The following is a 1,056-nucleotide window of genomic DNA, read 5'->3' as shown; positions in this document are numbered from 1 at the left end:
GCCCGCCACGTCGCCGTGACTGAGCAGCTTGATGCGGACTCCCGACTGGCGGAGCGTGTTGATCAGCTCTGCATGCCGCTCGCGGTCCAGCACCATGACAGTCATCTCGGACAGCGATTTGCCAAGATGATGGGCGGCTTTGGTCAGTGTGATTTCCACCGGGTCCTCAATGCTGAGCTTGCCGGCCAGCTCGGGACCGCAGGCCAGCTTCTGCATGTAGATGTCCGGCGCGTGCAGCAGGCTGCCCTTATCGGCAATGGCGATCACCGATTGGGCGTTCTGGAGCCCTGCGGCAACAACCTCCGTGCCTTCCAGCGGATCGACAGCCACATCGACGAGCGGGCCGCGCTTGTTGCCGACCTTCTCGCCGATATACAGCATGGGGGCGTCGTCCATTTCACCTTCGCCAATCACTACGGTCCCGTCGATGGAGACGGAATCGAACATGGAACGAATAGCCGTTGTCGCCGCATCATCAGCGGCATCCTTATCCCCGCGGCCAATCCAGCTTGCTGAAGCCAAAGCACCCAGTTCCGTCACCCGTACAATCTCAAGAGCCAATTCGCGTTCCATTGTTAATTCCCTCCATCCATTTTATTGTTTTTCCGGGGTGATGTTTAGATATAACCCATAATCAGTCCAGCCGTTTCCTCAATCGCCTTGTCGGTAATGTCGATAACCGGGCAGCCGATCCTTTGGAACAGCGCTTCGGCGTACTTGATCTCTTCCTTGATCCGCCCCAGGCTCGCGTACTGGGAGTCCACCGGCAGTCCCAGCACCTTCAGCCGCTCGGACCGGATCTTGAGCATATGCTCCGGCTCCATTGTCAGTCCGATCATTCGCTGGGACGGAAGCTTGAACAGCTGCCCCGGCGGACTGATCTCGGGGACAATCGGATAATTGACCACTTTCTTGCCGCGGTGGGCAAGAAAGATGCTGAGCGGCGTCTTCGAGGTGCGCGACATGCCGAGCAGCACAATATCCGCTTTCAGCATGGCGCCAAGATCCCGGCCGTCGTCAGAGGCGACGGTGAACTCAATCGCCTCGATCCGCCGC

The 1,056-nt window shown here is 58.9% G+C and carries 2 protein-coding genes; both read right to left on the bottom strand.

Going from position 1 to position 1,056, the window contains the following annotated elements; translation table 11 throughout:
* Positions 1 to 573 (bottom strand): class II fructose-bisphosphatase (glpX, locus tag L692_RS0120455; RefSeq protein WP_025701903.1); only part of this gene is annotated, 573 nt, incomplete at its 3' end.
* Positions 574 to 617: 44 nt separating this feature from the next.
* The coding region (locus L692_RS0120450; RefSeq protein WP_025701902.1) for a kinase/pyrophosphorylase at positions 618 to 1,056 on the bottom strand (439 nt) is incomplete at its 5' end.

This window comes from Paenibacillus forsythiae T98 (assembly GCF_000520735.1).
GTDB lineage: Bacteria > Bacillota > Bacilli > Paenibacillales > Paenibacillaceae > Paenibacillus_AQ > Paenibacillus_AQ forsythiae.
The sequence above is the reverse complement of the archived record's forward strand: the minus strand, read 5'-3'. Positions and strand labels throughout refer to the sequence as shown.